Here is a 22,818-nt window from a genome sequence, read left to right as displayed (position 1 = left end):
GAGCGGGCTTGGCCGTTCAGAGCAGATATATCAAAACCGTTATCATCGACACGAGCGCTATCAGCAGAGCAAGGTTGAGAAGCTCCATACGGAACGCCGCTTTGCGAGAAATGACGGTGTAAATATCCTTCTGCCGCTCCGCGAACTCACGATCGTAGTTTCTGTAGCCGATGCGCCTATTCGGCATCGTGGCTCCGACCAGACCGCAGGCACCCAGAAGCAGGAAGACGATCAGGTATGTCATCGCGAACTCCTCCTGCTGCACATTAGCACCGGGCGCCAATGAAAAAAACGGCGAAGGTGACGTGACACTTCGAGACATTCATCGATCCTGTCCCTCGCATCCTTGCGGCACGGGGAGGGGAAATGTCGTCCTGACCAAAAACCAGACAAAAAAAGAGGCCGCAAAGGCGGCCTCTGGTGATGTTTTCGGATACTCTACAGGGCTTTACGCCGGACGGCGCTTGCGGCCCTGCTGACCGCCGTTGCGGTTGTCGTTGCCAAACTTGACCGGGCCGCGGTTGTCGCCGTTCGCCGGGCGGGCCTGGCCGCCGTTATGCGCCTTGCGCTGGGCGCCCGGTTCATGGGCGCCGTGTGCCGCGTGAGCGGCCGGAGCGCTGTTGCCCTTGCGGTGTTCGGTGCGGGCCGGACGGGCTTCGCCATTTTGGGGGCCGAACTGCTTCTTGGCCGGGCGGAAATCCGACGTGGTCGTCAGGTCGTTGTCGGCTTCGAGGCGCGGAGCGTCCTCGCCGCGGCGCTGGCCGCGGAAATCGTCGTTGCGACGGTTGTCGCGCTGCGGGCGGTCACCCTGGGGGCGGGCCGGACGCTGGGGGCGTTCTGCGCCTTCGGCACCTTCGGCGGCGAAGAACGGCTTGCGGGCCGGACGTTCGCGGCGCTCGGGACGGCCTTCGCCGTTGCCGCGTGCCTGGCCGTTGCCGCCACGGCCGCGGTTTGCGCCCGCGCCGCCACGGTTGTTGCCGCCGCCGCCGCGCGCCTGGCGGCCGCCTTCGGGGCGTTCGCCGGATGCGGTGGTGATCTCGATGTTCATCAGGCGCTCGATGTCGCGCAGCAGGCGCGCTTCGTCGGGAGCACAGAAGGCAATCGCGATGCCGTCACGGCCGGCGCGCGCGGTGCGGCCGATGCGGTGGACGTAGGCGTCCGGCACTTCCGGGAGATCGTAGTTGAAGACGTGGGTGACGCCGGGAATGTCGATGCCGCGGGCAGCGACGTCGGTTGCGACCAGAACGCGGATCTCGTTGTCACGGAAGGCCTTGAGGGCGCGTTCGCGCTGGCCCTGGCTCTTATTGCCGTGGATCGAGGCGACCTTGAAGCCGACATGCTCCAGATGCTTGGAGAGCTTCTCGGCACCATGCTTGGTGCGCAGGAAGACCATGGCGCGGCCGGTCGGGTTTTCCTCGAGCGACTTCTTCAGGAGGTCCGTCTTGTCGTTCTTGCCGACCACGAAATGGACGAACTGTTCGACCTTGTCGGCGGCCTTGCCCGGAGGGGTGACGGAGACCTGGACCGGATCCTTGAGGAAGTCGGAAGCAAGATCGGCGATCGCCTTCGGCATGGTGGCCGAAAAGAGCAGGGTCTGGCGCTTGTTCGGCACCATCTTGGAAATCTTGCGCAGATCGTGGATGAAGCCGAGATCGAGCATCTGGTCGGCTTCGTCGAGAACGAGATAACGCACGGCGGTCAGGCCGATGGCACGGCGGGCGATCAGATCGAGCAGGCGGCCCGGGGTCGCGACGAGAATGTCGGTGCCCTTCTCGAGCTGCAGCTGCTGCTTGTTGATCGAAGCGCCGCCGACGACGGCATTGATCTTCATCGGCGTACCGCGCACGTAGCTCTTCAGGCTGGTGGCGATCTGGTTGACCAGTTCGCGGGTCGGGGCGAGGATGAGCGTGCGGGTGGTGCGGTTGTCAGGACGCTTCGGGTCCTTGGCAAGCATTTCGATGATCGGCAGGCCGAAGGCTGCCGTCTTGCCTGTGCCCGTCTGGGCAAGGCCGATCATGTCACGGCCTTCGAGAAGCTGGGGGATCGCCTGGGCCTGGATCGGGGTCGGCGTTTCGTAACCGAGCGCAAACAGAGTGGCTACGGTCTGCTTGGACAGACCAAGCTCGTGGAAATTCGTCAAGTCGAATACCTTTTCGGGGCGCCAAAAGCGTATCGCCGAACTGGCACCATGCCGTCCGGTCTGCCTTTGGCGTCAAGAACCCCGCGTGAAGTGGGAACTTGCAAGTTGGAAATTGCTCTCCAGCGCTTAAACCCTCCGGAATCGAGGGCGATCTATCTGTGCGCCTTGTTCCTTCTTCGCGGTGTCCTTAATGACGCGGGGCCAACTCACGCGGCGGCCGGAAGGTGAAAGCTGAAGCGCATTTGGTGGTTTTCCGGGCAAAAGTCAAGCAGATGTTTCGCAATCGCGAAATGGCGCGGCCTGCCCGCTGCCGCCATTGCGGCGCTCGCAACGCCTTCGCCAAACAAAAGAGCCTGCTTCCGCCGGCGGCGGAAACAGGCTCTTGGCAGCGCTCAACCTTGCGGATCAGCGCGAGCAGACTTCGACGCGATAGGGTTCGCCGTAGCGGTTGCGACGCCATTCGAGTTCGCAGACCGGCGGGTAGTCGCGGTAGTAGGCGCGGCGGTAATAAACGGGCGGCGGGGGCGGGGGAGCATAGTCGTATTCCGGCTCCACATATTCGGGCTCGGCATAGGCCGGCCGCTGCGATCCGGCAACGATCGCGCCGCCGATGATGCCGCCGGCAAGGCCAGCAGCCACGCCCGGCCAGACGTTCCGATGGTGGCGGTCGCGGGCTTCGGCCGCCGGAGCTGTCACCGTCAGGGCGCCCGCTACGGACAGCGCGACAAGGCCGAGTGATATCGTCTTTTTCAGTGCCGACATGTTTTTTCCTTTCCCTTTTTGTCCTCAAGGGGTGTGAAAATCGTCGCGCGCAAAGGCGGCGGATTGATGAAGATGATTTCGCGATAGTCTGAACGGACGTTCAGCTTGATGCTGCCTTCGGTTGAGTGCCGGCAGGGCTGAGCAATCGCCAATGGGGATCATGGCGAGAACATGGCGCCAAGATGGAGAAGTCTTGGCGCAAGCGAACAGGCCTAATTTAGTATTTTGTTGCCGATTGCGCCGCGACCTCTTCATCCGAGCCGATGGCCAGTGATAGCGGAATTCGATCTGGAGTTGTGTTTTTTGTCGCATCGGAATGCCCCCGATTGACAAATGCCAGAAACGATAAGTCGTACCGTTTCAACAACACCATATTAACACTCGCTATGGTGTTATCAGTCGATCGGGAGACAAACGAATCGAGCCGGATATCGGCCGGCACGAAGGAGCGGGGGAAGGTGGACACGGAAAGCGAACTCTTGAAAACGGCGTGCGAGCGGATCACAGATCTCGCCGAACCCGCCTTCATCAAGGACAGCGCCCTTATCTACGTGGCGGTGAACGCCGCTTATGCGCGCCTTTTCGGCATGCATCCGAGCGAATTTGCCGGCAATACCAGCCGCGGCCTTGCAGGCGCGCCGGAAGATGCCGACCGCAAGGAAAAGGAATGCCGGGCGATCGTATTCGGCACCGACGAGACGGCCCTCTGCTTCGACCGCTCGGGCGTCGTCCGCCATGAGATCCATATCGAGCGTTTCCTGACGGAGGACGACCACACTTATCTTTTTGGCACGTTTGCAGCCGTGCCCGGTATTGGTGCCGTTTTCGAACCGAAGGACGTTGTCCCGCTTGCCGGCGCCTCGATCGCCGGTGCAAAGCCCGTCGCGCCGTTTTCCCCGTTCAACAACGCGCTTCTCGACGATGCCCTCGACATGCTCGAAATGGGCATCGGCATCTACGACAAGCACAACGTCCTGCTCTACTGCAATTCCCAGCTCATCAACCACTTTGCGTCGATCTCGATCGATATCCAGCCGGGGATCACCCTCAACGATATCCTCGGATTTGCCTACGACCGCCGCCAGCGCGTGTCGCCGGCGAGTTTCGGCCCCAATGTGCCGAGCAAGGACGCATGGATCGCCGAGCGGATGAAGCCGTTCGAGCTTCCCTATTCCGAAAGCACCGACCAGCTTTCCGACGGGCGCTGGCTACGGAGCATCAACAAACGCCTCGAAAACGGCCTGCTAATCGCCATCCGCCACGACGTTACCGAATTCAAGGAGCAGGAAATGCTCCTGCGCACCCATGTCTCGGAATCCGACCTGTTTCGCGCCGTCCTCGAAGACCTGCCGGTGCCGGTGTTCGTGCGTAACAGCGACCGCCAGCTGACCTATGCCAATGCCGCCTACGAGGCGATGCTCGGCAAGCCCAGAAGCCATTTTCTCGGCAAGACCGAAATCGAGATGTTCCCCGACGCGGCCGATCGTTTCCGGATCGAGAACGATCGGGTGATGACAGGCGAGGATATCGAGAAATCGGAAGAGATCACCTTTCCCGACGGATCGGTCGTCCCGGTCATCACGCATCTGCGCCGGGTGACCACCGGTGACGGCGCACACAATCTCGTCGGTTCGCGAATGGACGTCTCGCGCATCAAGGAGGCGCAGAACAAGGCCGAGAAGGTCGGCAAGGATCTGCAGACGATCCTCCACACCATGCCGGTCGGCGTGGCGATCCTCGACGAACAGTTCGTGTTCGAATACGCGAACCCGGCCTTCTATTCCTTCTGGGACGCCGGGGAGCAGTTCGATCTGCCCGGGCGTGCCTACAGGGACTTTCTCAAGGTCAATTTCGACCACGGCATCTATAGCGGCTCGACGCGCAGCTTCGAGGAAATCTACCAGGAGCGCATCGCCGCGCTGACCGATGGCCAGGAGCGGCCACCGATCGAGGTGAAGAGCCGCACCGGTCTGGTGATCGTCATTTCCGGCACCCGGCTTTCCGGCGGCAAGATCCTCCTCAGCTACATGGACATCACGGCCGTCCGCAAGCGCGAGCAGGAGATCCAGGAAGCCCGCGCGGCGCTCGAAACCCACGGCGCGCTGATGCGCGACGCGACGAGCGCGATGTCGCAGGGCCTGCTCATCCTGCATGACGGGGAGATCATCTTCTCCAACGACGCGCTGCCGGCCATGCTCGACATGCCGGCCGAGATGGTGCGCGCCGGAGGCCTGTGGCGCGATCTCTTCCGCCATTGCGTCGAGCGCGGCGATCTCGGCACGCCCGAGGAGGCGGCAGCGACCCTCCAGGCTTGGGAAGACAATGTCGCAGCCGGCAAGCCGGTGTTTGCCGCTTTCCGCGTCGAGGGCGCCAAGTGGATCCATGTCGAGGCGAAGCTCACCGGCAGCGACCACTGGCTGGCGGTGTTCACCGACGTCACCGAGATGAAGAGCCGCGAGGAGGAACTGACCCGCCTCCTGCAGCGCGCCGAGGCCGCCGACCGGGCGAAGTCGGAATTCCTCGCCAATATGAGCCATGAGATCCGCACGCCGATGAACGGCGTGCTCGGGATGGCCGAACTGCTCGCCAAGTCCAATCTCGACACCCGCCAGAAGACGTTCATCGACATCATCGTCAAGTCGGGTAATGCGCTCCTGACGATCATCAACGATATCCTCGACTTCTCCAAGATCGACGCCGGCCAGATGAAGCTGCGCAAGGCGCCGTTCGATCCGGTCGAGGCGATCGAGGACGTGGCGACGCTCTTGTCCTCGTCAGCCGCCGAGAAGGATATCGAGCTCATCGTGCGTGGCGACGCCTCGATCCGCGAGACGGTGATGGGGGATGCGGGGCGGTTCCGCCAGATCATCACCAACCTCGTTGGCAATGCGGTGAAATTCACCGAAAAGGGGCATGTCTTCATCGATCTGAGGTCGGAGGCGAAAGGCCCCGGCGAGATGATGCTGTCGATCCGCATCGAGGATACCGGGCTCGGCATTCCGGAAGAGAAGCTGAAATCCGTCTTCGAGAAATTCTCGCAGGTCGATACGTCCTCGACGCGGCGTCACGAAGGCACCGGCCTCGGGCTGGCGATCACCGCGGGCCTCACCGAGCTGTTCGGCGGCTATATCGACGTGGCGAGCGAAGTCGGACGCGGTTCCGTCTTCACCGTCCACCTGCCGTTCCAGGTGGTCAGCGAACGCAATGTGCTGACGGCCTTGCCGATCAACACCAGCGGCGCCCGCATCCTCGTCGTCGACGACAATGCCGTCAACCGCCGGATCCTCACCGAGCAGCTAACCATGTGGGGCTTCGATACGGTCGCAGCCGAAAGCGGCGCCGAGGGTCTGGCGATCCTGGGAGAAGCCGCGCGTATCGGCGTCACGGTCGACGCGATCGTGCTCGACTACCACATGCCGGAGATGAACGGGCTCGATTTCGCAAAATACCTCAGGCGCGACGTGCGCTTCGACGGCACAGGCGTGGTTTTCCTGACATCCATGGACATGGCAGGCGACGACAGCATGTTCGCCGCCCTCAACGTGCAGGCCCATCTGATGAAACCGGCGCGCGCCAATCTGCTGCGCAGCACGATCATCGACGTGGTCCGTTCGATCCGCACCAAGCGCAAGGCGCTCGAGGCTGCCCAGGCGGCAAGCCGGCCACAGCCGCAGCCTGCCGTGCCGGCCGTGGCGCCGGTCGCAGTCGTCGCACAGGCGAGCTCGACCCCGGTGATCGTCCAGCCGCCGGCGGCCCCGGTCTCGACGCCGCCGATGCAGGCCGCGCCGACGCTCGACGTGCTGGTTGCCGAAGACAACGAGGTCAACCAGATCGTCTTCACCCAGATCCTGCAGACCACCGGCTGGCTGTTCCAGATCGTCAAGAACGGTGCGGAAGCGGTCGAGGCGTGGAAGCAGCATGATCCGGCGGTGATCATCATGGACGTCTCGATGCCGGTCATGAACGGGCATCAGGCGACCCAGAAGATCCGCGAGCTCGAACAGGAGACGGGCACCCATACGCCGATCATCGGCGTCACGGCGCATGCGCTCGAGAGCGACCGCGAACTCTGCTTCCAGGTCGGAATGGACGATTACCTCTCCAAGCCGATCAGTCCCGAAGCGCTGGAGGCCAAGGTCCGCAACTGGCTCGGCGGTGCGATCGTGACTTCCGTTTCGAACTGAGCCGGAATTCTCCGGCTCGCTTTGATGGGAGTAGTCGCCTTTCCGGCGGCGCCGAGCTCCGTCGGCGGCAGAACCGCAGTCCCGGCCGATGTGGCGACGAGACGCGGCCAGGCCGGTCAATATCGCCTTTCCCGCCCCGCCACCCGCGCGGTGCCGGCAACCGCGGGTGCAGGCATCGCGTCGGTAATCCTCATCCGCACCCGGCCCGTTGTCGGGTGAAAGTTGATCCAACGGGCCAGATCGTCGCCAAGGCTTGTATCGACGAGCTTGATGCCCTCCTCCAGCAGAAACCGCCTGGCGAATGCGGAATTGAGGGACCCCGGATCGTAGCCGCTCGACTTTCGGGTGCGGCCGCCAAAGAGCTTTGCCCTGAGATTTCGGCGTTCGGCACCGGAAGCATAAAGATCGTCGACCAGCGTGCGCATGGCCAGGTCGCCGTAACGTTCCGGGTGTTCGGCGATCTCCAGCCCGCCGCTCGTCGGCAGGATGAAATGGTTCATTCCCCCGACGTTGGCGACGGGATCGTAGATGCACGCCGAGACGCAGGAGCCGAGAACGGTCATCAGTACCGTATCGGGATCGGCAGAGACCGCATACTGACCGCCAAGGACATGAATATGGTGGGGGTCCGTGAAGTTCATCTAATGCTCCAATCCCGTGCATTCGGCGAATATCCTCGCGCGGAAGTATGAAGACGCTACGCGAACCGGAAGGCCCAACAATGAATGGCGAGAAATACTGGCCGGCACGTATTTCGTAATTCGAGGGGTTGTCCGCGCTTGATCTGGAGCGGCATGGGCGCTTTTCGCCGATGTGGAGGGACGATTGTCCCGCTGTCGATTGGGCAGGATCGAGACCCCGCACGACAGCCGCGGTTTCGGTACAGCCCGCTGGAGACCGTCCCGGTCGATTACGTCACAAGGGCCCTTCTGGCAAAAGAGGTTTTTCCGTTCAGGGACCATTAATCACGGCATGTGCATTGTTCGGGAATATCGAGCCTTTTGCCGCCGCTTGCAGGCGCTGCTCGGTGGAAACGGAGACGCTTGCGATGAAGAAGATAATTGTCTCGGCGCTGATCCTGGCCGCCACCTGCACCAGCTTGGTGATGCCGGCCGGCGAAGCCGCGGCCCAGCAGTGGGACAGACACTATGATCGACACGACCGATATGACCGATACGATCGTCGAAGCCCTCCACCTCCGCCGCGCAGGCATCGTGACAATACCGGTGCGGTGATCGCCGGCGGCCTGGCGGCGGGCGTCATCGGCGGCCTGATCGGCGGCGCTCTCGCCAATGACGGCGGACCGCGCTACATCGACCCGCCACCGCCGCCACGGCCGCGCTGCTGGTACGAGGACCGCCGGGTCCGCAACGCCTATGACGGCGGCTGGCACATGGAAAGCCTGCGCGTCTGCCAGTAGGCGGAACATGAGAGATGATCGAGGTGCAGCCGGTCTTCGGGCCGGCTGTCTTTTGTCCGGACGATCCGATCAGGGCGCCGGCTTGATGCCGCACAGCATTTCGCGCTTGCCCGCAAAACCCGGCCGCCGCTCCACCATGAAGCCGGCCGCCTGGAGGTTTCGCCGCACGAAGCCGGCGGCGGCATAGGTGCCGAACGTGCCGCCGGGCAGGGTCTTGCCGTGGATCGCCTGCATGATCTCAAGCGACCACATGTCGGGATTGCGCGACGGCGCAAAACCGTCGAGGAACCAGGCGTCGAAATCCGCCTCGGCCGCTGCGACCCCTTCGAGCGCCGGGCCGCAGACGACCGTCAGGCTGGTCTGGGGGTCGGCCTCGATGACGATATGTCCGGCGGGTGCGTCCGGCCAGGCTTCGGCCAGCGCCCGCCGCTCCGCGTCGATCTCCGGCCAGCGGGCAAGCGCCCGGTCGATCTCGTCGCGTTGCATCGGGTAAAGTTCGAACGAGGTGAAATGAAGCTTCGCGCCTGCGGGGCGGGCAAGCTTCCACTGCCGCCAGGTCTCGCAGAAGTTCAATCCCGTGCCGAAACCGAGTTCGCCGATCCGGAAAGCCCGGTGCCTTTCCCAGCGCTCCGGCAGGCCGTTGCCGGCCAGGAACGTATGGCCGCATTCCAGCCGGCCGTCGGTGCGGCAATAAAAGTGATCGCCAAACTTTTGCGAATAGGGCATATCGCCGTCATGCCAGTCTAGGGTCTGGCTTTGGGTCGCACGAATTTCAGGATCACGGTCGCTCATGGGACATGCGGATAATCCTGCCGGCTCCGGCGGTCAATCTCATGCCCTCCCATCGTCTGCCGATCTCGTCATCCTTGGTGGCGGCATCATGGGGTTGTGGGCGGCGGTCAAGGCAGAGCGCCTCGGTATCAGAACCCTGCTTGTCGATGCGGGACCGCTGGGACAGGGGGCGAGCGGCGGTCTGCTCGGCGCCCTGATGCCGCATATGCCCGACAAGTGGAACGACAAGAAGCAGTTCCAGTTCGATGCCCTTCTTTCGCTGGAAGACGAGATCGCCGAACTCGAAGCTGAGACCGGCATGGTCTGCGGCTACCGCCGCTCCGGCCGGCTGATCCCGCTGCCGAAGCCGCACTTACGGAAGATCGCGCTCGGACACTCGGCCGACGCGGAAGCCTGCTGGCGGCGCGCCGACCGCCGGTTTCACTGGCATGTGCTCGACCGCCCCCCGCAGAAAGGGTGGCCGGATGCGGCCTTCGCGGCTTCCGGACTGGTACACGACACGTTTGCAGCCCGGGTTTCACCGCGCAGCCTCGTTTCGGCGCTCGTCGCCTTCCTTCGGTCGGCCAGCAATGTGCAGGTCGTCGAGGGCATCGAGGCCGAGGCGATCGACCCGGTATCGAATAGAATTATATTCCTGGGCGGCGAAAGCGTCACCTTCGGCCACTGTATCGTCTCGGCCGGCCACGGGTCCTTCGCGTTGCTTGAAGGCATCTCGCCGCCGCTGAAGCGGCCGATCGGCCAGCCGGTCAAGGGGCAGGCGGCCCTTCTGAAAGCCGATATCGATCCCGCCCTGCCGGTGATCTTCCTGAACGGCCTTTATGTGGTCGCCCATGAGGGCGGTCACGTGGCGGTCGGCAGCACCAGTGAGGATGTGTTCGACGACCCGTCCTCGACCGATTCCCAGCTCGATGACCTCGTCTTGCGCGCCCGGGCGCTGGTGCCGGCCTTGGCCGAGGCGCCGGTCATCGAGCGCTGGGCGGGATTGCGGCCAAAGGCGATCGACCGCGATCCGATGGTCGGCGCGCATCCGGATCATGCCCGGGTGATCGCGCTCACAGGTGGTTTCAAGGTGAGTTTCGGGATCGCCCACAAATTGGCCGATGCGGCCCTCAACGCCGTGAACGGCCGGGAAATGCGGCTTCCATCGTCATTCACGCTCGCCAGTCATCTCGCTGTCGCCTCGCGTTAAACGCGAACTTTCGATTCCTCGCGTCGTTATTCTGTCACGCAAATCACTTAACCCCCTCGGCAGGGATTGTTGAGCAATGCGTAAAACACGGGGTTGCTGAAAAAGGACGTTCAGAAGGTGACGCATGCGCTATGCCATCTATTTCACACCTCCGGCGCATGATCCGCTGACGCTTGCCGCGGCCCAGTGGCTCGGTCGCAACGCCTTTTCAGGCGATGCGATGGAGCCGCCGGCAATCCGCGGCATCGGCATCCACGATATCGCCTTCAACACCGCCCTGCCGCGTCGCCACGGCTTCCATGCGACGCTGAAGGCGCCGTTCCGGCTGGCGCCCGATGTCACCGAATCGATGCTGCTGCGCCACCTGATGCGCTTTGCCGGCACCCACAGCCCGTTCGAACTGCCAAAACTCGAGGTTGTCCGGCTCGGCAATTTCTTCGGCCTTGCGCCGGTCGTTCCGTGTGATGCCGTCCGGTTTCTCGCCGCTTCCGTCGTCCAGGAGTTCGACAATTTCCGCACGCCGCTGACCGAGGCGGAACTCGAGCGCAGCGATCCGGGTGACCTCTCGGCGCCACAATTCGCCAATCTGTATCGCTGGGGCCATCCTTACGTGATGGACGAGTTCCGGTTCCACATGACGCTGACCGGCCCGCTGTCGCCGGTCGAGATGCCGCGCTTCGATCTTGCGCTGCGCGATTATTTCGAGCCCTACCTGAAAAAACCGGTCGAAATCGCCAATCTGGCGCTGTTCATCGAGGAAGAGCCGGGGGCGCCCTTCCAGGTGCATTCGCTGCATCCGATGGGACGGGTGGCGGCCCGGAGGATCGCCTGAAGGGCTCAAGGCCGTCACTTTTGTTCAAGAGGCCGGCGCCGAAACCTGCTATATCGGCGCGATGCAGAATGTCTCCCAGGAACAGGCAGCCGATTACATGCCGCTCGCCCAGGCGGAAACCACCCGCTTCTGGCGCGACAGCCGTTTCGGGGGCATGGAATGCCTGTCCGCGACATTCCTCACCCATGAATTCGCGCCGCATGCGCATGACACGTTCAGCATCGGCGCCATCGAACGCGGCGCCCAGATCGCGACGATCCGTGGCCTGCGCGAAAGTTCGGGGCCGGGCGATCTCTATCTCATCAATCCCGGCGAGACCCACGACGGTGCGCCCGCCGAGGGCGGTTATCGCTACCGGATGATCTATCCCGACATGGCGCTGTTTCGCGAAATCCTCGAAGACGTTACCGGCAAATCCTTCCAGGGCACGCCGGCCTTCGGCAAGCAGATCCTTCACGACCAGGCGCTTGCCGACGCCTTTCACGCGGCGCACCGGACACTGGAGGAGGGTTCGGGCGCGCTCGAAACCAGTCAGGCGATGTTTCTGGTGCTCGACGCGATGTTCCGCCGCCACGGCAGCTCGATCATCGTGCCGGCCGATACCGCGGAGCGCACCGCCGTGCGCCAGGCCCGCGACTACCTGATCGAAAATTTCGCCTCCGATGTGGGGCTGGAAGAGTTGGCAACGGTCGCGGGTCTCAGCCGCGCGCATCTCATCCGCGCCTTCCGCAAGGAATTCCACATCACCCCGCATTCCTTCCTGACCGATATCCGCATCCGCGCGGCGCGGCGGCACTTGAGGGAGGGCGGCCAGCCGGCCGAGATCGCGCTCGAATGCGGTTTTGCCGACCAGGCGCATTTCACCCGCCACTTCAAGGCCCGCACCGGGCTGACGCCGGGGCAGTACCGGGCGCGCTGATCACTTTCGTTCAAGACGGGTATCTGCTTGATCTATAAGACCTCCGCCGCAGTCGGAGGTCTTTTGACGTGAATAGCAAAATAGGATTTCATGAGTTTCTGGGCGGCATGCGGGCGATCTCGCCGCTGATCGCCGCCGTCATCCCGATCGGCCTCGTTTTCGGGGCGGTTGCGGCCACTAAGGGCCTGTCGCCGGCGGAAACGGCCCTGATGAGCGCGCTGGTCTTTGCCGGAGGCTCGCAATTCGTGGCGATGGATATCTGGACCCATCCGGCCTCCTGGACCGGCGTCGGTTTCGCAGCCCTCTTGGTCAACATCCGCCACGTGCTGATGAGCGCCTCGCTCGGCACCAGGATGGGCGGCTTCAGCCAGCCGGCGCGTTATCTCTCGATGCTGTTCCTCGCCGACGAGATCTGGGCGATGGCCGAGTTCCGGGCCAAGGTGGCAAAGCTCACGCCCGCCTGGTTCGCCGGCCTCGTTGCGCCCTTCTACCTCGCCTGGGTGTTTTCGGGACTTGCCGGTGCCGCCCTCGGCGCCTTTCTCGGCGACCCGGTGGTGCTCGGGCTCGATTTCGCTTTTCCGGCGGTCTTCATCGTCCTGGTCATGGGCTTCTGGAAAGGGCCGGAAACCGGGGCCGTGCTGCTGGCGAGCGGTGCCGCCGCCGTCGCCACCCAGCATTTCGTGCCCGGCGTCTGGTATATCGCCGCCGGCGCCGTCGCCGGGCTGGCAGCCGCGATGCTCACCGGCAAGACCCGGGACGTGGAGGTGACGCCATGACCATCGATCTCACGACACTCGTCGCCATCCTCGCCATGGCCGCCGCCACCGTGCTCACCCGGTTGAGCGGCCTCGTCCTCATCCGCCACGTCTCGCTCGAGGGCAGCCGCCGTAAGGCGATCGAATCGATCCCGCCCGCCGTGCTGATGGCCGTCGTCGCACCGACCGCGTTTGCCACCGGGATTGCCGAAACCTTGGCCTGCGCGGTGACTGCTTTTGCGGCACTTCGCCTGCCGATGCTCGTTTCCGTGGCACTCGGGGTCGCCTGCGTCGCGATCCTTCGGGCGCTCGGCCTGTAGCGGACGTTTCCATCTCGACAGGGCCGGAAAGGGTGCGCTACCGTCCGGGCTCATTCGTCGAAGGTGACCCATGCAGGCAAAAGACTATCCGCGCGAACTCGTCGGCTACGGCCGCTTCACTCCCGATCCGAAATGGCCGGGCGGCGCCCATGTCGCCGTGCAGTTCGTGATCAATTACGAGGAGGGCGGCGAAAGCTCGATCATGGACGGGGACCCGGCCTCGGAAAACCTGCTGTCGGAAATCGTCGGCGCCGCACCCTGGCCGGGTCAGCGCAACCTCAACATGGAATCGATCTACGAATACGGCTCGCGCGCCGGCTTCTGGCGGCTGTGGCGGATGTTCACCGACCTCAAGGTGCAGACCACCGTCTATGGCGTGACGCTTGCCATGGCTCGCAACCTGGAAGCCGTCGCCGCCATGAAGGAAGCCGGCTGGGAGATCGCCAGCCACGGCTATCGCTGGCTCGAATACAAGGATTTCCCGGAGGCGAAGGAGCGCGAGCACATTCTCGAAGCCGTGCGCCTGCATACCGAACTGGTCGGCGAGCGGCCCTACGGCATGTACCAGGGCAAGCCTTCCGACAACACGCTGAAACTGGTGATGGAGGAGGGCGGTTTTCTTTATTCCTCCGACAGTTACGCGGACGATCTGCCCTATTGGGTCAAGGGCCTCGACCAGAAACCCTTCCTGATCGTCCCCTATACGCTCGAAACCAACGACATGCGGTTTGCGACGCCGCAGGGGTTCAACACCGGCGATCAGTTCTTCACCTACCTCAAGGATGCCTTCGACGTGCTCTACCAGGAAGGCAGGGAAGGCGCTCCGAAGATGATGTCGGTCGGCCTGCACTGCCGCCTCGTCGGTCGCCCCGGCCGCGCCGCGGCGCTGAAGCGCTTCATCGAATATGTGCTCAGCCACGACAAGGTCTGGATTCCGCAGCGCATCGAGATCGCCAGGCATTGGCACGAACACCACAAGCCGGCGGGCACGCCATGACCGCCCGCGGGGATTTCGTTGCGATGTTCGGCGGTGTGTTCGAGCACTCGCCGTTCATCGCCGAACGCGCCTATGACGCCGGGCTGATGCTGGTGCCGCTGACGGCAAAGAGCGTACATGATGCGCTGACCTCGATCTTCCGCAAGGCAAGCCGCGAGGAACGGCTCGGCGTGCTGCGCGCCCATCCGGATCTTGCGGGCAAGCTGGCGATTGCCGGCGAATTGACCGAGGACAGCAAAAAGGAACAGACCGGTGCCGGCCTCGACCGCCTGAGCGCTGCCGAACATGCACGGTTCACCGAACTCAACACTGCCTATACGGAAAAATTCGGCTTTCCCTTCATCATCGCGGTCAAGGGGATGACCAAGGACGACATTCTCGCCGCCTTCGAGGAGCGTATCGACAACAGCGACGAGGAGGAATTCGCGACCGCCGCCGCGCAGGTGGAACGAATCGCGCTCCTGCGCCTGCAATCGCTGCTGCCGGGACATTGAGCCTTGGACGCTGCTTTCCTCCATCCTCTCCGTCGCTTATATTGACCGCATCAGGAGTGACGCCGCCATGAGACCGTCGGAAGTGCTGGAGAAGAACCGGGAGGCGATCCGTGAAGCGACAAAACGCTTCCACGCGGCGAACCCGCGCGTCTTCGGCTCCGTTGCGCGTGGCGAAGACGGTCCCGACAGCGATATCGACATCGTTGTCGATGCGCTTCCCGGCATCACCCTTTTTGATCTCGGCGGGCTGCAGGACACGCTCGAAACGCTGCTTCAGGTCAAGGTCGATCTCGTCACGTCAGGAGGCATCCGCAATTCGATGCGCGAGCGGATACTGTCGGAAGCAGCGCCCATATGAGTTCGGATCGGCTGAGGGAATATCTCGACCAGATGCATTCCGCCGCGCTGCAGGCCTGCGATTTCGTGGCCGGCATGGAGCAGGAGGCCTTTCTTGCCGATGTCCGCACGCAGATGGCGGTTGGCATGGCCTTGATCCTGATCGGCGAAAGTGCCGCCCGGATCATGACGAGCCATCCCGACTTCCCCGTCGATCATCCGGAGATTCCCTGGTCGAAGATAAAGGGCATGCGCAATTTCGTCGTCCATGACTATTACGAACTGGAGCTTCCCATCGTTCTGCATACGGTGAGAACCTCCCTCCCGGCGCTTGTTGCCGAGCTCGACTCCCTGCGCAACTGGCGTGCCCAAGGCGAATGATTGAAAGCGAATGACGTGACCGAATATCTTGAAATCCTGCCCCTCACCAAACAGGCCTTCGCCCCGTTCGGCGATGTCATCGAAGCCGATCCGGCGACCATGCGGCTGATCAACGGTGGAACGACCGAGCGTTATCATGCGCTCGCCGAGCCGGTGGTGATCGGCGAGCCCGAGCGGCTGATCTTCAGCATTTTCCGCAGCAAGCCGCGGCAGTTTCCTTACGCGATCACCATGATGGAGCGGCATCCCTTCGCCAGCCAGAGCTTTTCGCCGATCTCGGGACAGCCGTTCCTGATCGCGGTTTCGCATGACGAGGACGGCCGGCCGGGCAAGCCGCAGGTCTTCCTCGTGCAGCCGCACCAGGGCGTCAACTATTTCCCCAAGGCCTGGCATCATCCGCTGATGGCGATCGGCGTCGTCAGCGACTTCCTGGTGGTGGACCGGGACAATACATCCGCAAACTACGAGGAGGTGTTCTTCGACACCCCGTACCTGATCTCGGAGCCCCGCCTTTGACCGGTCTCACCACCCACGTGCTCGACACCGCCAGCGGCAAGCCCGCCGAGGGACTGTCGATCGATCTTTACCGGCTGACCGGCGACACGCGCGAAAAGCTCAAGACCGTCGTCACCAATAGCGACGGCCGCGTTGATGGCGGGCCGATCCTGATCGGCGAGACGTTTCTTGCCGGCGAATACGAGCTGGTTTTCCGCGCCGGCGACTACCTGCGCGCCCGCGGCGTCGTACTTACCGAGCCGGCCTTTCTCGATGTGATCCCGATCCGCTTCGGCATTTCCGATACGACGGCGCATTACCATGTGCCGCTGCTGCTCTCGCCCTACGGTTATTCCACCTATCGGGGGAGCTGATGCGCTTTGCCGCGATCGCCGACATCCACGGGAATTGCGCAGCGCTCGAAGCGGTGCTCGCGGATATCCATGTGCAGGGCATTACCGAGATCGTCAATCTTGGCGATTGCCTCAGCGGTCCGCTGGAAGCCGGGCGAACCGCCGACCTGCTGATCCTGCTCGATACGATGGCGACGCTGACGGTGCGGGGCAATCACGACCGCTATCTGATCGAGAACCCGGCGGATGCGATGCCCTCATGGGAGGTGCATGCCTTTTCGCAATTGGCGCCGCGTCATCTGCAATGGCTGCGCAAGCTGCCGTTCAGCGCCGTCTATCGGGACGAGGCCTATCTCTGCCATGCGACGCCGCAATCGGACAATGTCTACTGGCTGGAGAGCGTGTCGAGCGAAGGCCATGTCTTCCTGAAGCCTCTGGAAGAGATCGAGGCGCTAGCGCAAGGCATCGCGCAGCCGCTGATCCTGTGCGGCCACAGCCATGTTCCGCGGGCGGTGCAGCTCTCCGACGGCCGGCTGATCGTCAATCCCGGCAGCGTCGGCTGCCCGGCCTATGACGACGACACGCCCTATTTCCACAAGGTCGAGACCGGCCACACGATGGCGTCCTACGCGATCCTGGAAAAGACCTCCGCCGGCTGGATACCGCAGTTCCGCAACGTGCCCTACGACCATCTGGCGATGTCGCGCCTCACGGCCGAAAACGGCCGTGCCGACTGGGCAGTCGCGCTCGCCACGGGAAGGGCGGGATAGGCAAGAGTTGATTTTCGAAGGCCAAGGCGATCGGCAGACGCTCATCATCCTCCAGTGCCGTTTCCGCCACTGAGCGCGCCTCCTCGAAACCTTTCGGCAATCCTTCCCTCCGATACTTCTTTCCGATTCGACAGGAGAGATCGTCATGGCTCAAACGCGCGGCAAATCCGGTTCCCGGCGCAAGAGTTCGTCCAAGCGGTCGTCGAGCTCCGGTTCCTCGCTCTGGCCCTGGCTGGGGGCGCTGGTGCTGGTGGCCGGCGGCATCGCGCTTTACGAGAATTCCGCAGAGGCCAGGCGTTTCGTCGCCGGCCTGACTTCGGGCAAACCGGTCCAGGCGGCCGCAAGGCCGGTGCCGGCAAGACCCGTCCAGGCAAGCTCCGGGCCGTCGCACCGGCCGGTGACGCCCAGACCCGCGGTCGCTCCCGACCAGAGCCACACCGCCGCGATCATCCCGCCGGCGCCGATCGGCAAGCCCGCCCTCGAGCAGATCCAGAAGGCTGCCGAACCGTCGAAGAGCATCGAGAACCTTGCCGGCGCCTATGAGGCGAAATTCTATCTCTGCGGATCCGCCAAGCAGGACGACTGCGTCACCGCCGCCGACCGTTTCGTGTTTCATGGCCAGAAGATCCGGCTGGTCGGCATCGAAGTGCCCGACATCAAGAAACCGCGTTGCGAGGCGGAACGGATCAAGGCGAGCGATGCGGAACTGCGGGTGCGCGCCTTCCTCGATTCGGGGCCGTTCGAACTGGTCACCTGGCAGGGGAACGAGGACGAGGTCGAAGGCCACAAGTTGCGCGAAGTGACGCGCAACGGCCGCTCGCTCGCAGATGTCCTCGTCAACGAGGGCCTGGCGAAACGGCCGGGTGCGGGCAAGGGCGGCTGGTGCTGATATCGCGGCAACCGCCCTCAGCGTTGAGAGGCGGGCTGTGAAAAGTCAGAGTTTTCTAAAGAATCAGAAAAAACCTAGTGAAGCCGATGATCCTGCTTGGCTCACTCTCGCCTCGATGTCGTCCTTGCCCTTTCATGCGCGGCGTTGCTGACTTCTCAGCCACTGGGTTTTATCCGCCAGCCAAAAATCCAGCGGGAAGGGAAGGTCGTCCACCTTGTCGCTCACCGTTTGACCGACCTGCCCGCCGAGCTTGCGAGCATTGGTCAACCTGACGGTGTCTTTTCACTGCCCCATGGCCGGGGCGAAGAATTCCATCACGGTGGCCTGACGCCAGACCCGGGAGGCATGCTCAAGATCCGGGATTTCTTCAACGTATACGTTTCATGCGGCGCTTACGGCGATGTAATCTAAAATTCGCGATTTAATATAGACAACGTATACGTTTTCTCCTATTCATTCTCTCGGATGTTCGGGAGGACCCCATGACTTTTGAAAATGACAACGCCCAGTCCCAGACCCTGAAGGCGGTCCTTGGCCTGCGTGGTTTGATAGTTGACGGCGAAGTTGTTGCGGGTGAACGGGTTACCGAGCCCTTCATCTCCGAGCGTTTCGGAGTATCGCGTACACCGGCTCGGCTCGCCCTCAACCAAATGGCCGACGAAGGGTTGCTGGAGCGGACGGCGTCGAACCGCTTTACGGTCAAAACGTATACGGAAGCCGATATCTATCAGGCCATCGAAATTCGAGGAACGCTTGAAGGCCTCGCGGCTCGCTTCGCGGCGGAAGGCAACGCAACGCCGGGCGTCATTTCGGAAATGTATTCCTGCGTCATTCAGCTCGATGATGTCGTCGATAACCTCAGCGACAATGTCGATCAGGATGACTACGTCCGGCTGAACGACCGATTTCACGAACTGCTTGTCGAGGCGTCTGGAAGCCAGATGGTCGAGAGGTCTCTGGAAAAGATCAAATCGCTCCCGTTCGCAGCCGCAAACGCCTTCGTGAAATCTCTGAGCCTGGATAAGCCGTCGGTGCAGCGTGTGCTGCTCGTCGCTCAGGAGCAGCATCGGGCCATTGTCGACTGCATCAAGCTCGGCAAGGGCGCGCGAGCCCAGGCGCTGGCGCTCGAACATTCATTCTGCGCTGCCCGGTACCTCCAGATTCTCAGAGCATTCAAGCAGAAGATTCCATGGGCGAGCGACGAGCCGGAAGTCGGCGAAGACTTCCGGCCAACGGGTGCAGTCCATCATCTCAAGGGAGGCAATCCATGAACATGCACGATCTCCGCCGCACTCCGCCCGGCTATTTTACATCGCGCTGGGGTCAGCCCGAGTACACCGACTGGCAGGATGAAAGTCTCTCTTGGAAAGAGACTTGCTACATCGGTGATTGGTCGTTCCTCTGGGAACGCCGCTTCAAGGGACCTGACGTTCTGAAGCTGTTTTCCGACGTTTCCGTCAACAGTTTCGAAAAGTTCGCGATCAACCAGTCGAAGCACGTCATCCATACGACTGAGGCCGGAAAGATCATTGCCGAAGGTGTTGCAACGCGGCTCAGCGACGATGAAGTCATGCTTTTCGGCCGTGGCACCTTCTGGGTGGACTACAAGCTCCGCCATGGAAACTACAAGGTCATCTCAAAGCCAGACGACTGGTTCAATTTCCAGGTTTCCGGCCCGACCGCGATCCATGTGGTGGAGAAGGCGTGCGGCCAGAGCCTCCGTGACGTCAAGTTTATGCACAACGGGCGCATCAAAATCGCTGGCTGCGATGTTCTGGCTCTGCGCCAGGGTATGGCTGGAGAGATTGGCTACGAACTCCAGGGCGATATCGCAAAGAGCCAGGAGGTCTATCAGGCCATCATGGAGGCGGGAGAAGAGTTCGGTATACGCCAACTCGGCGGTCGGACGGCGTTTATCAACCACCTTGAAGCCTGCTTCCCAACCATCGTCACGGACTACCTCCCGGCGATTTTTGGGGAGGATATGAAGGACTACCTGGCGGAGTTCAAATCCGCGATGCCAGCCTTCGCTTCCACGTTCAACGTTGCAGGCAGCTTTGAAGGCAGTGACATTTCAGACTGGTATCGCAATCCCATCGAACTCGGTTGGGGTAAGCGAGTGGTGCTGGATCACGACTTCATTGGCCGTGAAGCTCTGGAGGCAGAACTCGCCGATCCGAAGCGAACCATCCGGACCCTCGTGTGGAATGCCGAAGATGTCGCTGATGTCCATGCCTCTCTTTTCAGGGAAGGGCCGTCCTACGACTTCATGGAAATGCCCCGAGACCAACGTGGCTTCATGTACGCGGACAAGGTGCTGCGGGATGGGCAGCTTGTGGGCGTGACGACTTCTCGCGGCTACAGCTACTCTTTCCGCAAGATGTTGTCACTGTGCGTCATCGATGTCGAACATGCCGAACCGGGAACCGAAGTCACTGTCGTCTGGGGTAATCCCGGTCATCCGCAGAAGCATATCCGCGCAACGATAGCTCCTGCGCCGTACAAACAGGACAACCGCCGGGCAGACGTCAAGGCGGTCTGACAACGCAGCAAACGAATTGGAGACTGGAGCCGACGTCCGCACGGACGTCGGAAGGGAAACCTGTATCCTTGGGAGCCAGGTCAAACGGAGGAGGAATGAACATGAAATCAAGGACATTGATCGGTGCGCTGACTGCTGCCGTCGTCATGGCGGGATCGGCTCTGGCAGCCGACCCGGTGAAGGTCGGCATTATCGGGCCATTTAGCGGTGGCTTCGCCGGATCGTTCGGCGAGCCTTTCCGGCAAGGGGTCGAGACCTATGTTGCCCGGCACGGCGATCCCATGCCGGGCGTCAAGCTCGAACTGATCTGGCGCGACCTGCCTGGCACCGATCCGGCAGCCGCAAAAGCAAAAACGCTGGAACTCGTCACGAAGGATAAGGCCCAGTACATAGGGGGCTTCGTATTTACCCCGAACGCCCTGGCTGCCGCTCCCGTTTCGGAGCAGGGTAAGGTGCCGATTGTCATCTTCAACGCGTCCGCTTCGTCGGTAGTGTCGAAATCCAGATACTTCGTGCGGACATCGAATACCCTTCCGCAGGTGACTGTGCCGACGGCCAAGAACGCTCTGGACAAGGGATATAAGTCTGTCATCACGGTCGTCTCCGACTACAGCCCAGGCATTGACGCCGAAACGGCATTCACGAAGACCTTCACAGAAGGCGGTGGAAAGGTTCTGGAATCCATCCGGATGCCGCTCACTACGACGGATTTCAGCGCCTACCTGCAGAATATCGCGCTCAAGAAGCCGGACGCCTTGTTCGTCTTCCTGCCTTACGGCCCGCCGACCTACGCTTTTGTGCGTGGTTACCGGGACAACGGCCTCGACAAGGCCGGGATCGCGTTCATCGGCACATCGGAAACACAGGAGTCCGATCTCCAGACGCTCGGCGACGCCGCGGTCGGCCTGGAAACCGGATATTTCTACTCCGCTGCGCACGACTCTGCAGAAAACAAGGCTTTCGTCGCAAAGCTGAAGGAGCTTTACCCGAAAGCTGAAGCTAACCCGGCAACCGTCTCGGCCTACGACGGAATGCACGCGATCTATGAAATGATCCGGGCTACAGGCGGTAAGCCTGACGCTGACAAAGCAATTGCGGCTGTTGCCGGAAAGTCCTGGGAAAGCCCGCGTGGGCCGATCTCGATTGACGCGACGACCCGCGACATCGTCCAGAACGTCTACATTCGCAAGGTCGAGAAGGGTGCCGACGGCCGCCTTCTCAACAAGGAAATCAAGACCTTCGAAAAGCAGCCGGACTACGGCGTAGTGAAGTGACGCCATTGCCTGCACCATAACCTCTCGGTGCAGGCATCCCTTGCGTGATTTCGCTGCCCAGTTTGTTGGCTGCCTCGTCATTTTGTTTCCCTGAGGGAATGACATGCAACTCATTTCAAGCATCGCGCTCGATGCGCTCGCCTATGGCATGGTACTGTTCGTGATTTCCATCGGGCTTTCGGTGACGATGGGCCTGATGCGCGTCGTAAACCTGGCGCACGGCGCGTTCGCGATGATCGGCGGTTATCTTGCCTCTTATGCAGCTCGCGATCTGGGCCTTGGCTATGCAGCCGGAATCCTGATCGCAGTCGTCGGCACGATCGTCATAGCGATGCCAATTGAGCGCTTTCTCTACAGGCGCATCTATGGCTCCCCGGAACTCACCCAGGTTTTGATGACCATCGGCATAACATTTTGCATTATCGGGATCGCGAATTTCGTGTTTGGTCCGACACTCAAGACAATTCCACTTCCGGAAGCGTTGCGTGGGTCTGTCGATCTAGGCTTCCGCTCGATAGCCGCGCACCGCGTGTTCGCAATAGTTTGCGGATTGATTGTTGCGGGCGGCCTCTGGTTCCTGATCGAGCGAACGGCCTTTGGCATCAAGATCAGAGCTGCGGTCGACAATGCAGCTATGGCGGCGGCGCTCGGCGTCCGTACCCAGGTAATCTACGCGGTAAGCTTCGCCTTGGCCGTCGGTCTGGCCGCGCTCGGTGGGATCCTTGGAGCAGAGCTGCTTCCCGTCGAGCCCTATTACGCGCTCAGGTATATGGTGACCTTTCTGGTCGTCGTCTCCGTCGGCGGAGCGGGGTCCATATCCGGAGCACTGCTTGCCTGCCTGCTGCTCGGTGCCATCGATACCACAGGCCGATACCTGGCACCGGAATACGGTGAATTCTTCTTCTATCTCGCCGTCATCATCATCGTGACGCTTTTCCCACGCGGCCTGGCCGGAAGGCTGAAATAATGGCGGT

25 protein-coding genes are annotated in these 22,818 nt (G+C 62.2%); 19 read left to right on the top strand and 6 right to left on the bottom strand.

Annotation, left to right across the window (positions count from 1 at the left end; genetic code table 11):
• Window positions 1-16: 16 nt before the first annotated feature.
• From ACSQ8R_RS12890 to ACSQ8R_RS12880, 3 genes are all read right to left on the bottom strand, one after another.
• Window positions 17-244 (bottom strand): hypothetical protein, encoded by a 228-nt coding sequence (locus tag ACSQ8R_RS12890; RefSeq protein ID WP_436253725.1) that lies wholly within the window; start codon window positions 242-244, stop codon window positions 17-19.
• 204 nt (window positions 245-448) lie between these two features.
• Entirely contained in the window at window positions 449-2,140 is a 1,692-nt protein-coding gene (locus tag ACSQ8R_RS12885) for a DEAD/DEAH box helicase (RefSeq protein WP_436253724.1), read from the bottom strand.
• Window positions 2,141-2,545: 405 nt separating this feature from the next.
• Window positions 2,546-2,902 (bottom strand): hypothetical protein, encoded by a 357-nt coding sequence (locus ACSQ8R_RS12880; RefSeq protein WP_436253723.1) that lies wholly within the window; start codon window positions 2,900-2,902, stop codon window positions 2,546-2,548.
• Between the two features lie 458 nt (window positions 2,903-3,360).
• On the opposite strand from ACSQ8R_RS12880, the gene ACSQ8R_RS12875 reads away from it, so the two are divergent.
• The gene (locus tag ACSQ8R_RS12875) at window positions 3,361-7,086 is read left to right on the top strand and encodes a response regulator (RefSeq protein ID WP_436253722.1); all 3,726 of its coding nucleotides are present in this window, start codon (window positions 3,361-3,363) and stop codon (window positions 7,084-7,086) included.
• A gap of 116 nt (window positions 7,087-7,202) precedes the next feature.
• On the opposite strand, the gene ACSQ8R_RS12870 is transcribed toward ACSQ8R_RS12875, so the two are convergent.
• Complete coding sequence (locus ACSQ8R_RS12870; protein WP_436253721.1) at window positions 7,203-7,727, bottom strand: chemotaxis protein CheD; 525 nt, start codon at window positions 7,725-7,727, stop codon at window positions 7,203-7,205.
• Between the two features lie 407 nt (window positions 7,728-8,134).
• Between ACSQ8R_RS12870 and ACSQ8R_RS12865 the strand changes: the two genes are divergently transcribed.
• Window positions 8,135-8,506: a hypothetical protein gene (locus ACSQ8R_RS12865; RefSeq protein WP_436253720.1), complete on the top strand. Its 372-nt coding sequence runs from the start codon at window positions 8,135-8,137 to the stop codon at window positions 8,504-8,506.
• Window positions 8,507-8,575: 69 nt separating this feature from the next.
• Here the strand turns inward: ACSQ8R_RS12865 and mnmD are convergent, their stop codons facing one another.
• Window positions 8,576-9,298: a tRNA (5-methylaminomethyl-2-thiouridine)(34)-methyltransferase MnmD gene (gene mnmD, locus ACSQ8R_RS12860; RefSeq protein WP_436253719.1), complete on the bottom strand. Its 723-nt coding sequence runs from the start codon at window positions 9,296-9,298 to the stop codon at window positions 8,576-8,578.
• On the opposite strand from mnmD, the gene ACSQ8R_RS12855 reads away from it, so the two are divergent.
• The 13 genes from ACSQ8R_RS12855 (at window position 9,297) to ACSQ8R_RS12795 (ending at window position 18,028) form a co-directional block, all read left to right on the top strand.
• Window positions 9,297-10,487, top strand: a complete 1,191-nt coding sequence (locus ACSQ8R_RS12855; RefSeq protein WP_436253718.1) for an NAD(P)/FAD-dependent oxidoreductase — start codon at window positions 9,297-9,299, stop codon at window positions 10,485-10,487. The genes mnmD and ACSQ8R_RS12855 overlap by 2 nt on opposite strands.
• A 124-nt stretch (window positions 10,488-10,611) precedes the next feature.
• Entirely contained in the window at window positions 10,612-11,319 is a 708-nt protein-coding gene (locus ACSQ8R_RS12850; protein ID WP_436253717.1) for a DUF1045 domain-containing protein, read from the top strand.
• A gap of 61 nt (window positions 11,320-11,380) precedes the next feature.
• Window positions 11,381-12,238 (top strand): AraC family ligand binding domain-containing protein, encoded by an 858-nt coding sequence (locus tag ACSQ8R_RS12845; protein ID WP_436253716.1) that lies wholly within the window; start codon window positions 11,381-11,383, stop codon window positions 12,236-12,238.
• A 107-nt stretch (window positions 12,239-12,345) separates the two neighbouring features.
• Window positions 12,346-13,014: an AzlC family ABC transporter permease gene (locus tag ACSQ8R_RS12840; RefSeq protein ID WP_436255457.1), complete on the top strand. Its 669-nt coding sequence runs from the start codon at window positions 12,346-12,348 to the stop codon at window positions 13,012-13,014.
• Complete coding sequence (locus tag ACSQ8R_RS12835; protein ID WP_436253715.1) at window positions 13,011-13,313, top strand: AzlD family protein; 303 nt, start codon at window positions 13,011-13,013, stop codon at window positions 13,311-13,313. Before ACSQ8R_RS12840 ends, ACSQ8R_RS12835 begins: the two co-directional genes overlap by 4 nt.
• A gap of 70 nt (window positions 13,314-13,383) precedes the next feature.
• Window positions 13,384-14,310: an allantoinase PuuE gene (gene puuE / locus ACSQ8R_RS12830; protein WP_436253714.1), complete on the top strand. Its 927-nt coding sequence runs from the start codon at window positions 13,384-13,386 to the stop codon at window positions 14,308-14,310.
• A complete protein-coding gene (uraD, locus tag ACSQ8R_RS12825) occupies window positions 14,307-14,804 on the top strand; it encodes a 2-oxo-4-hydroxy-4-carboxy-5-ureidoimidazoline decarboxylase (RefSeq protein ID WP_436253713.1) in 498 nt (165 codons plus the stop codon). The genes puuE and uraD overlap by 4 nt, the downstream gene beginning before the upstream one ends.
• Window positions 14,805-14,871: 67 nt before the next feature.
• The gene (locus tag ACSQ8R_RS12820) at window positions 14,872-15,162 is read left to right on the top strand and encodes a nucleotidyltransferase family protein (protein WP_436253712.1); all 291 of its coding nucleotides are present in this window, start codon (window positions 14,872-14,874) and stop codon (window positions 15,160-15,162) included.
• On the top strand, window positions 15,159-15,521 hold the full coding sequence (locus ACSQ8R_RS12815) for a HepT-like ribonuclease domain-containing protein (protein ID WP_436253711.1): 363 nt from the start codon (window positions 15,159-15,161) through the stop codon (window positions 15,519-15,521). Before ACSQ8R_RS12820 ends, ACSQ8R_RS12815 begins: the two co-directional genes overlap by 4 nt.
• A gap of 15 nt (window positions 15,522-15,536) precedes the next feature.
• Window positions 15,537-16,037, top strand: a complete 501-nt coding sequence (locus ACSQ8R_RS12810; protein WP_436253710.1) for an ureidoglycolate lyase — start codon at window positions 15,537-15,539, stop codon at window positions 16,035-16,037.
• The gene (uraH, locus tag ACSQ8R_RS12805) at window positions 16,034-16,390 is read left to right on the top strand and encodes a hydroxyisourate hydrolase (protein WP_436253709.1); all 357 of its coding nucleotides are present in this window, start codon (window positions 16,034-16,036) and stop codon (window positions 16,388-16,390) included. The genes ACSQ8R_RS12810 and uraH overlap by 4 nt, the downstream gene beginning before the upstream one ends.
• A complete protein-coding gene (locus tag ACSQ8R_RS12800) occupies window positions 16,390-17,139 on the top strand; it encodes a metallophosphoesterase family protein (RefSeq protein ID WP_436253708.1) in 750 nt (249 codons plus the stop codon). Before uraH ends, ACSQ8R_RS12800 begins: the two co-directional genes overlap by 1 nt.
• A 145-nt stretch (window positions 17,140-17,284) precedes the next feature.
• Window positions 17,285-18,028 carry a hypothetical protein gene (locus tag ACSQ8R_RS12795; RefSeq protein WP_436253707.1) on the top strand — a complete coding sequence of 248 codons (744 nt, stop codon included), beginning with the start codon at window positions 17,285-17,287 and terminating at the stop codon, window positions 18,026-18,028.
• A gap of 132 nt (window positions 18,029-18,160) precedes the next feature.
• Here ACSQ8R_RS12795 and ACSQ8R_RS12790 read toward each other — a convergent pair whose 3' ends face one another.
• The gene (locus tag ACSQ8R_RS12790; protein ID WP_436253706.1) at window positions 18,161-18,295 is read right to left on the bottom strand and encodes a hypothetical protein; all 135 of its coding nucleotides are present in this window, start codon (window positions 18,293-18,295) and stop codon (window positions 18,161-18,163) included.
• Between the two features lie 215 nt (window positions 18,296-18,510).
• On the opposite strand from ACSQ8R_RS12790, the gene ACSQ8R_RS12785 reads away from it, so the two are divergent.
• The 4 genes from ACSQ8R_RS12785 to ACSQ8R_RS12770 all read left to right on the top strand — a co-directional run bounded on the left by ACSQ8R_RS12785 (window position 18,511) and on the right by ACSQ8R_RS12770 (window position 22,811).
• Window positions 18,511-19,299, top strand: coding sequence for a GntR family transcriptional regulator (locus ACSQ8R_RS12785; RefSeq protein WP_436253705.1), 789 nt, complete (start codon window positions 18,511-18,513; stop codon window positions 19,297-19,299).
• The gene (locus tag ACSQ8R_RS12780; RefSeq protein WP_436253704.1) at window positions 19,296-20,570 is read left to right on the top strand and encodes a glycine cleavage T C-terminal barrel domain-containing protein; all 1,275 of its coding nucleotides are present in this window, start codon (window positions 19,296-19,298) and stop codon (window positions 20,568-20,570) included. The genes ACSQ8R_RS12785 and ACSQ8R_RS12780 overlap by 4 nt, the downstream gene beginning before the upstream one ends.
• Before the next feature lie 95 nt (window positions 20,571-20,665).
• Window positions 20,666-21,844 (top strand): ABC transporter substrate-binding protein, encoded by a 1,179-nt coding sequence (locus ACSQ8R_RS12775; protein WP_436253703.1) that lies wholly within the window; start codon window positions 20,666-20,668, stop codon window positions 21,842-21,844.
• A gap of 103 nt (window positions 21,845-21,947) precedes the next feature.
• Window positions 21,948-22,811 (top strand): branched-chain amino acid ABC transporter permease, encoded by an 864-nt coding sequence (locus ACSQ8R_RS12770; RefSeq protein WP_436253702.1) that lies wholly within the window; start codon window positions 21,948-21,950, stop codon window positions 22,809-22,811.
• The last annotated feature ends 7 nt before the right edge of the window (window positions 22,812-22,818 follow it).

The organism is Neorhizobium sp. LjRoot104 (genome assembly GCF_964253725.1).
GTDB lineage: Bacteria > Pseudomonadota > Alphaproteobacteria > Rhizobiales > Rhizobiaceae > Neorhizobium.
Note: the sequence above shows the minus strand (reverse complement) of the source record. Positions and strands in the feature narration are given on the sequence as shown.